Consider the following 1,142-nt stretch of genomic DNA (forward strand, 5'->3'; position numbering starts at 1 on the left):
TTCGTGGTGATCGGCTTGGCCAGGATCGCCGCGAACACCTTGTCCTGCATCGTGGAGGTGACCCGCGCGGTGACCCCCGTCCCGTTCGGCAGCGCCTTCGTCAGCGCGGTCAGGTCGAGCACCTTGTTGAGGGTGCTCTCGGCCGTGCGGTCCATCAGGCCGATCGCGTCGTAGACCATCGACGCGGCCTTCTCCACCGCGGGGGAGTGCAGGGTCAGGTCGGCCTGGCCGACCCGGAAGCGCCCCGGACCGCCGACGCCGTCGGGGTCGAGGATCCGGCCGGCCTCCGCCTGGACCTCCGACCCGAGCGCACCGAGCTCGAGGGTGGCCTCGTCGACCGCGAGGTCGGTGAGACCGTCGAGGCCGCTCTGCTCGAGGAGCGCGAGCAGGTCGATCGAGGCCGGGGCGGAGGTGGAGCCCGCGGTGTCGTCGAAGGTGATCGAGCCGTCCGCTCCGACCGCGCCGGTGACGGCCCGTCCGTCCCGAGGCGACGTCGCTGTCGTCTCCGACAGCATGCCCGCGAGGTCGCCGTACTCCACGAAGTCCTCCACCGGCACCTTCGCGCCGCCGACCAGGACGTACTGCTGACCGAGCACGGACGGGTTGGGACCGGCGCGGTTGGGACCGGGGCTGGTGCCGGGCCAGGCCTCGGAGTAGCCGAGCCCCGCGACCGGCATCGAGCCGGAGTTGGCCTCCATGACCGAGGCGCGCGCCGTCGGGGCGCACGCGTCGACCCGCGCCGACGCGTTGCCGAACCCGAGACGCCCGATGTTGAGCGCGGGCAGGATCCCGATGCTGACCGCCGAGAGGGAGAGCCGGTCGATGCCCGTGCCCCCGTCGGGCGTGGTGCACGAGCGCGACGACTGGTGGTTGATCTGGATCGAGAGCACCTTCGCGGCGATGTCGATGACCGGCTTGAGGAGGTTGCGGACCGGGATGGTGATCATGCCGGTCTTGATGTCGTCCACGGCGAGCCGGAACAGCTGGTCACCCTGGTCGCCCACCACGAGGTGGCGCAGCGGCACGAAGAGCCCGTCGTACGCCGGCCGGGTGGCCTCGACGCCGGCCGTGACCTGGTCGCACCACGCCCCGCCCGGGCTGCACACGACGGGGGAGAGCTGGTTCGAGCCGAGGTTCGCCGT

The 1,142-nt window shown here is 72.1% G+C and carries 1 protein-coding gene; it reads right to left on the bottom strand.

What is annotated here, in order from left to right:
- Positions 1–1,142: choice-of-anchor G family protein (locus tag FHP29_RS00020; protein WP_139620831.1), on the bottom strand; the 1,142-nt coding region annotated here is incomplete at both ends.

Origin of the sequence: Nocardioides albidus (assembly GCF_006335005.1) — a bacterium.
In the GTDB taxonomy this organism is placed as follows: domain Bacteria; phylum Actinomycetota; class Actinomycetes; order Propionibacteriales; family Nocardioidaceae; genus Nocardioides; species Nocardioides albidus.